Consider the following 7,725-nt stretch of genomic DNA (forward strand, 5'->3'; position numbering starts at 1 on the left):
GGGAAGGGGCGGGCACCCCCGCAATGGGGTAAATGTCAGGGCATGACGCGAAGCCTCCTCCCGTTTCTCACGCTGGCGCTCGTCGCTGGCTGTGCGTCGCAACGGCTGGCCGGCGCGGACCTGGACCGCGTGCGCCGCCCTGCGTTCATCTCCCGCATCGAGGACGGCGCGGGACCTCGCAGCTTCGTATTCCGTGAAGACGCCGCATACGGCGACAAGCTCAAGAAACTCGAGCCCGTGGAAGCGGACCGACGGCTCACGGTGAAGCTCCAGCAGGCGGTGACGCGCTTCGAAATCTCGGAGCGGCTGCGGGTGAATACGCTGACGCAGCTGCCGCGCGAGGCGCCGTGGACGGCGACGGTGGACCCGGCGCGCGTGGCGTCGGTGCTGGAGAGCTTCCTGGTGGAGGAAGTCCCGGCGAACGCGCCGGACTACGACATGGTGGCGCCGCTGGGCGCGGACACCGTCGTCGAGTTCGTCGTGCAGGAGTACGGCATGCGCAGCAAGAAGGGCCACGCGGGCGCCTTCCTGCGCGGGTACGGGCGGATGTTCACGCTGGATGGGCGCTCGGAGGTGTGGCGACACCCGTTCTCCGTGGACCAGGTGGAGTCCGGTGCCGCGCACCTGGACCCGTTCAAGGTGGGCAAGGACCCCGACCTCTTCCGCCAGGCGATGACCCTCATGCTGGACCAGGTGGCGCTGGATTTCGTGAAGGACCTGACGCCGAGAGACAGGCGCGGGGGCCCGACGCTTCCCGACCACCCCATCTCCTCGTCGCCGGACAATGTCGCGCCGGTGATGGTGGAGCCCCCGAAGCCGGCCGAGTCGGACCTGGCCCCGGGTGAGCTGCCGGACCCCGACCCGGACCCGACCTAGCGTCGGCGCGGCACTCCAGGGCGGGCCCTAGAAGAGGGCGTGCTCCAGGAGGAGCACTGCGAGCCCGACCACGAAGCTGATGAGCGTGACGGGCACCCCCACGCGCAGGTAGCGCAGGAAGCTCATGTCCACCTTCTCGCGCGCCGCCTCGAAGACGATGAGGTTGGCGACGCTGCCCACCAGCGTGAGGTTGCCCGCGAGCGTGGAGCCCAGCGCCAGCACGTGCCAGCCGAGCTCCACGTTCTGGAGCGCGGGCACCCATGAGCGCGCGAGCATGACGAAGGGCACGTTGCTGAAGATGTTGGACGCCACCAGCGTCAGCCCCGCGAAGCCCAGCGTCTCCCTCCACGAGGGCCCCGTCATCAGCGGCGCGAACAGCAGGCGGATGTCCTCCGCCCAGCCGTCCTTGTTCACGCCGTAGACGACGACGAAGAGGCTGGCGAAGAACAGCAACAACACCCAGTCCACGCGCTCCAGCGCCTCGCGAGGCTCCCTGCGGGACAGGGCCATGACCAGCGCGGCGCCCGCGAGCGCGCTCCAGCTCATGGGCAGGCCCGCGAAGAAGGCCACGACGACGCCCGCCATGACGGTGAGCGTCAGCGCCAGCAGCCCCCGGTCCACCGGCGGTGGCGGAGGATGGGGCTCGAAGCGCGTCGACGTCAGCTCCTTGCGGAAGATGAAGACGAGCGCGCCCGCGACGATGACCGTCGACAACAGCGCGGGCAGGGCCATGTACGCGGCGAAGCTCGCATACGAGATTCCCGACGCGCCCTGGATGAGCATGTTCTGCGGATTGCCGGTGAAGGTGGCCACCGAGCCGCTGTTGCTGCCCATGCACACCGCGAGCAGGTAGGGCACGGGCGGCAGGCGCGCGTCCTCCACCGTGGCGAGCACCAGGGGCGTGAGCATCAAGCACACGGTGTCGTTGACGAGGAAGGCGGACAGCGCCGCGGAGATGAACGTCACCGCCAGCAACAACAGCCGAGGCGTGCGAGCCCGCCGCACCGCCCACGCGCCCGCCGTGCGGAAGAAGGCCGCCTGGGACATGTAGGCCGCCAGCAGCATCATCCCGAGCAGCAGGACGATGGTGTCCGCGTCGATGGCGTGTCGAGCGGGGTTCTCGCTGTGGTTGAAGACCTCGGCGGGAGTGACGACCCCGAGGACGACCATCAGCACTGCGCCCAGGAGCGCGCCTCCAGGGCGGTCCAGCTTGATGAAGGGGAGCCGGGCGCCGGCGATGAAGACGTAGGTGAACAGGAAGATGGCGAGGGCCACGGGCGGCGCACCCTAGCCGAGCGCCGTCCCGCGTGCCCTGGGCGCGTTCGCGTTGTCCGGGCGGGTACACGCCTGTACAGTGCCCGACCCATGAAGTTCGAGAAGGAAGAAGGGGCCTTTGGTGGCCCCCGCCGCACCCCCTGGAACGCCCCCCGGGGCCTGGACACCGTGCTTCAGCAGTGGAAGGCGGACAAGGGGCTGGGGCCCTGCTTCTCGCTCGACGAGGCGACGCCCGCCCGGGTGGGCTCCTTCGCCCCCATCCCCGACGAGGTGGCCCCCCAGGTCCGAGAGGCCCTTCGCCAGCGGGGTGTCGATCAGCTCTTCTCCCATCAGGCCGAGGCCTTCCGCCTGGCCCGCGCCGGCAAGAACCTGGTCATTGCTACACCAACGGCCTCCGGCAAGAGCCTCTGCTACAACCTGCCGCTGTTGGATCGCTTCGCGCGGGAGCCGCAGGCACGGGCCCTGTACCTGTTTCCCACCAAGGCGCTGTCGAGAGACCAGGAAGAGTCCCTGCGCGCGTTCATGCGCGAGGCGGGGCTGTCCCACGGCGCCATCACCTTCGACGGCGACACACCGGCGGATGCGCGGCGAGCGGCTCGGGAGCGCGGGGGCGTCCTGCTCACCAACCCGGACATGCTGCACACGGGCATCCTCCCGCATCACGCGAGCTGGGCGCGCCTGTTCTCCAACCTGCGCTACGTCGTCATCGACGAGCTGCACACGTACCGCGGTGTCTTCGGCTCGCATCTGGCCAACGTCCTGCGCCGGCTTCGACGCGTGGCGCGCTTCCATGGCTCGGACCCGGTGTTCATCGCGGCCTCGGCCACCATCGGCAATCCCCAGGCACATGCACGGCGGATGCTCGGGACTGACGTCGAGCTCGTCTCGGAGAGCGGCGCCCCGTCCGGAGAGCGGCGGGTCATGGTCTTCAACCCGCCCGTGGTCAACGCGGAGCTGGGCATCCGCGCCAGCTACCTGAAGACGTCGGTGCGTCTGACGGCGGACCTGGTGCGCGCGGGCGTGTCCACGCTGCTGTTCGGCCAGTCGCGCAACAACATCGAGGTGATGCTCAAGTACCTGCGGGACAGGTTCGTCGAGGAGAAGCTGGACCCGTCGCTCATCCAGGGCTACCGGGGCGGCTACCTGCCGGGCACGCGCAGGGCCACGGAGGCGGCGCTGCGCGCGGGTGACGTGCGCTGTGTCGTCGCCACCAACGCGCTGGAGCTGGGCATCGACATCGGCTCGCTGGATGCCGTGGTGTGCGCGGGCTACCCGGGCTCGGTCGCCGCGCTGATGCAGCGCTTCGGTCGCGCGGGGCGTCGAGGCGCGGGCAGCCTGGCCCTGCTCGTGACGTCGAGCGCCCCGTTGGACCAGTACCTCGCGGCCGACCCGCGCTTCCTCATCGGCGCGCCGTTGGAGCACGCGCGCATCGACCCGGACAACGTGGAGATTCTCGTCCAGCACCTCAAGTGCGCCTCCTTCGAGCTGCCCTTCGAGGAGGGCGAGCCCTTCGGGGACGTGCCGCCGGAGTCCACGGCGGAGGCGCTGGGTTTCCTCGCGCAGCACGAGGTGGTGCATCCGACGGCCGGGGAGGGTGGCCGGCGCGTGTTCCACTGGTCTTCGGATGCGTACCCGGCCAACCACGTGTCCCTGCGCAGCGTGGGCTGGGACAACGTCGTCATCATCGAGCGCGGCACGGACCGGACGCTGGCGGAGATGGACTTCCGCTCGGCGCACACGATGCTGCACGAGCAGGCCATCTACCAGCACGAGGGCGAGCAGTATCAGGTCGAGCAGTTCGACTACGACAACCACAAGGCCTTCGTCCGCAAGGTGGCGCCGGACTACTTCACGGACGCGATGACGTACGTGCGCGTGAATGTCATCCAGGAGGACCAGAGCGCGCCCATGGGCCCGGAGCTCCAGGCCGGCATGGGCGAGGTGAGCGTCATCGAGAAGGTGGTGGGCTACAAGAAGATCAAGTACCACACGCATGAGAACGTCGGTTACGGCGACGTGGCGCTCCCAGAGATGCAGATGCACACCACGTCGCTCTGGCTGACGGTGCCGGAGTCGGTGGTGCGCTCGATGAACTCACCGCGCCCGGCCGTCATCGACGCGCTCCGGGGCGTGGCCACCGCGCTGCGGACCGTGGCGTGCGTGGGGTTGATGATCGACCCGAGGGACGTGGGCAAGACGCTCGGCAGCCGCGACGACGCGGACGGGCCTCCGCGCAAGGACGGTGGCGTGGGGTTCGACCCCACCATCTTCCTCTATGACAACGTGCCCGGCGGCGTGGGCCTGGCCGCGCGGCTCTTCGACCAGCGGGACGAGTTGCTCGTGCGCGCGCGGCGCCTGCTGGAGTCCTGCGCTTGCGAAGAGGGTTGCCCCGCCTGCATCGGTCCCGCCTCGGGCGTCATGCCCGGACAGGCTCCGGTGGATCCGCATCCGCGCAAGCGACTGGGGCTGGAGCTCCTGTCGGTGCTCGGCATCGCTGGCGTGCAGTAGACGGAGACCCGGCGCGTGGACCTCAAGCGAAAGCTGGCGCGACTGACGGGGGTAGGCCCGGGAGGCAAGCCCGCGACGAATCGCGTGGCCACGCTGCCCGAGCCTCCTCCTCGCGCGGAGGACCTGGCGCGAGTCGACGGGCCACCCGCCACGCCCGTCGATGGTGTGACCTCGGAGGCTTCGTCACCCACGAGTCCGGCCGAAGACGTCGCGGCCATGGCGCGGCGGGGTGTCCCGGAGGCTCCGTCGGACACCGAGCCCTCCTCTCCGAAGGACCCTCGCATCGAGGCCCTCCGGCGGATGCTCGCGGACTGGTCCGAGCGCCAGGGTCAGACGGCCGCGCGCCGGGGCCCGGCTCCCGCGAAGCCTCGCCCGGGACCGCTTCCCGTCATCCCCCAGGAGACGCCGCACGGGACGGTCCATGTGTCGGAGACCCTGCTGTCCCCGGAGCATCGGCATGGCACCGCGCCCGTGGCCGGGGCGCTGGATGTCGAAGGGGCCCTGGTCGCCCGGCTCGCGCTGCACGAGGAGCTGGCGGGGGTGGACTTCCAGCGGATGCTCTTCCTGGACACGGAGACCACGGGACTCGCCGGCGGCACCGGCACCGTGCCCTTCCTCGTCGGGCTCGCGTGGTTCGAGGGCCGCTCGTTGCGCGTCCACCAGCTCTTCCTGCGCAAGCTGGGCGAGGAGGCTCCCATGCTGCGCGTGCTCGCCGCGCGCATGGCCATGTCGTCGTGCCTGGTCACCTTCAACGGCAAGAGCTTCGACTGGCCGCTCTTGCGCACGCGCTTCGTGCTCAACCGCGTCGCGACGCCCCCGGAGCTGCCGCACCTGGACCTGCTGCACTGCGCTCGCCGCGTCTTCAAGCACCGGGGGGCGGGCACGCGCCTGGTCCACGTGGAGGAGCAGGTGCTCGGACACCGCCGCGTCGACGACGTGGACGGCTCGCTGATTCCGGAGCTGTACTTCCGCTACCTGCGCGGCGGGGACGGCTCGGCGCTGACGCCCGTGTTGGAGCACAACGCCAACGACCTGCTCCTGTTGGCCGCGCTCCTGGGAGAACTGGTGCGCCGCTTCCGGGCAGGGGACGGCACCGCCGTGCTCCCTGGTGAGGACCCTCGGGACCTCCTGGGCTTCGCGGGAGTCGCGCTCCGGGCGGGAGACCACGCTCGGGCGCGGGCCTTCGCCCAGGCGGCGACCGGTGGCTCCGGCACGGTGGGTGTGGAGGCCCATGCCCTGGCATCCCGGCTGGCCCGCATGGCGGGGGAGCCCCTCGTCGCGGCCGAACACCTGCTCCAGGCACTGGTCACGGCTCGGGGATTCCAGGCGGCGACGCTGCACCTGGAGCTCACCAAGCTGTACGAGCACTCCCTCAAGGACCTCGCGGGCGCGCTGAGCCACGCGCGCTTGTCGGCGGCGGCGGAGTTGCCGGAAGACCACCGGCGCCGCATCGTTCGTCTGGAGGGTCGCATCGAGCGGAGTACTCGGAGCCGCGCGCTGGACCTGAGTGCCCGACCACCGCGCTCAGGCCCCTGAAAACCCTTGCGTCCGGTTTCGGGCGAGTGGGCTCGCTCCCATGCCCACCCGCAGGTCGACCGAGCACATGATGGGAGCGTTGGACCCCGGCCTGCGCTAAGAGAGGCGCCATGAAAATCACGAAGGACAGTGTCGTCTCCATCGACTTCCGGCTCCACCTTGGCGATGGGAAGATGGTGGACGAGAGCGAGCCTGGAGATCCGCTCGTCTATCTGCAGGGCCACGAGGAGGTCGTCCCCGGTCTGGAGAAGGCCCTGGAGGGCAAGGCCAAGGGGGACTCCCTGTCAGTGGTCATCCCCCCCGAGGATGGTTACGGGCCGCATGACCCCGAAGGCATCGAGGAAGTTCCCCGGGGAGAGTTCCCGGAGGGCCTGGAGCTGACCGAGGGCGGCATCCTGACCGCCACGGACCCCGAGGGGGACGAGGTGGACTTCCTCATCAAGGAGATTCGCGGCGACACCGTGGTGGTGGACTACAACCACCCGCTCGCCGGCAAGACGCTGCACTTCGACGTCACCGTGCGCGAGGTCCGCGCCGCGACGGCCGAGGAGCTGGAGCACGGCCACGCGCACGGCCCGGACGACGCCCACTGACAACCCGGGCGGGAAGGACGGGCCTTCCGGTCCTTGCTTCCCACCCGTTCCGCGAGGCCACGCGGTGTGGCCTCGCGAGCGGTTTCTGCTCAGCGCGGCTGGGACGACTCAGCGCCCGCCCAGCAGGTCCGAGTTGAAGGCGAACCCGAGGAGCATGAACGGCATGGCCTCCTGCCGGCTCGGGTGCTTCAGGTACCAGGCCACCATGCCGAGCACCGTGGGGCGGTTGAACATGGTCCCCTCGTCGGTGTTGAAGGCATACGAGGCGACCGGGCCCACGCGCATGTGGCTGTTGTCGACGGTGGTGTTGCCGGAGACGCCCTGGTCCTCGTTGTAACGGGGCCAGACGGCGCTGAAGCGCGCCCCCACCATCCACTGCCCGGACAGGTAGACGACGTCCGAGTCGTTGGTGAAGACCCAGCCCTTGCCGGCCAGGAGCGAGTCCAGCATCGGGTCGTAGAACGTCGTCGCGCCATCGCGCAGCGTCAGGTTCCAGTACTCCAGGCTGAACTTGGCGCGCACCGCGATGGGGCCGACCTTCGCCTGGAGCGTCGGCTCCACCAGGAAGTGGTGGCCGCTGGTGCTGTAGGCGTTGTCCTCGCGCAGGTCCAGGGCGTCATCCGAGAAGTCCTGCAGCGGGTTCGGATACGACTGGAGGAAGCCCATGGTGCCCAGGAAGCGCGTGTACTCGTAGCTGGCGCGCACGTTGAGCAGGGCGATGGGCTGGATTTCGAACTGCGGGCCCACCTTGAGCGAGGCGGGGTTGGCCTTGATGAGGGCCGCGGCGTTGACGAACGTGTCGCGCATCACCGGCGACTCGCTGTCGAACAGCCGCTTCTGGATGACCAGGCGGTTCTGCGTCTCCAGGCCAATGGGGTTGACGCGGAAGAGGTTGAAGCTCGTCAGGTACAACCGGACGTTGGGGATGGGGCGGGGC

At 69.8% G+C, this 7,725-nt stretch carries 6 protein-coding genes; 4 read left to right on the forward strand and 2 right to left on the reverse strand.

The genetic code is table 11. The features are described from left to right. Window positions 1–42 precede the first annotated feature (42 nt). Window positions 43–876, forward strand: coding sequence for a hypothetical protein (locus HR086_RS42520; protein ID WP_174468486.1), 834 nt, complete (start codon window positions 43–45; stop codon window positions 874–876). 27 nt (window positions 877–903) lie between these two features. Here HR086_RS42520 and HR086_RS42525 read toward each other — a convergent pair whose 3' ends face one another. After that, a complete protein-coding gene (locus HR086_RS42525; RefSeq protein WP_141649094.1) occupies window positions 904–2,151 on the reverse strand; it encodes an SLC13 family permease in 1,248 nt (415 codons plus the stop codon). 90 nt (window positions 2,152–2,241) lie between these two features. On the opposite strand from HR086_RS42525, the gene HR086_RS42530 reads away from it, so the two are divergent. The 3 genes from HR086_RS42530 (at window position 2,242) to HR086_RS42540 (ending at window position 6,788) form a co-directional block, all read left to right on the forward strand. Further along, the gene (locus tag HR086_RS42530; protein ID WP_254626699.1) at window positions 2,242–4,659 is read left to right on the forward strand and encodes a DEAD/DEAH box helicase; all 2,418 of its coding nucleotides are present in this window, start codon (window positions 2,242–2,244) and stop codon (window positions 4,657–4,659) included. 15 nt (window positions 4,660–4,674) lie between these two features. Then, on the forward strand, window positions 4,675–6,195 hold the full coding sequence (locus HR086_RS42535; RefSeq protein WP_174468487.1) for a ribonuclease H-like domain-containing protein: 1,521 nt from the start codon (window positions 4,675–4,677) through the stop codon (window positions 6,193–6,195). A 110-nt stretch (window positions 6,196–6,305) separates the two neighbouring features. Continuing rightward, a complete protein-coding gene (locus HR086_RS42540) occupies window positions 6,306–6,788 on the forward strand; it encodes a peptidylprolyl isomerase (protein ID WP_141649092.1) in 483 nt (160 codons plus the stop codon). A gap of 108 nt (window positions 6,789–6,896) precedes the next feature. Here the strand turns inward: HR086_RS42540 and HR086_RS42545 are convergent. Then, window positions 6,897–7,725, reverse strand: an 829-nt coding sequence (locus HR086_RS42545) for a hypothetical protein (RefSeq protein WP_141649091.1), incomplete at its 5' end; no start/stop codon positions are given.

Origin of the sequence: Myxococcus sp. CA039A (assembly GCF_013336645.1) — a bacterium.
GTDB lineage: Bacteria > Myxococcota > Myxococcia > Myxococcales > Myxococcaceae > Myxococcus > Myxococcus llanfairpwllgwyngyllgogerychwyrndrobwllllantysiliogogogochensis.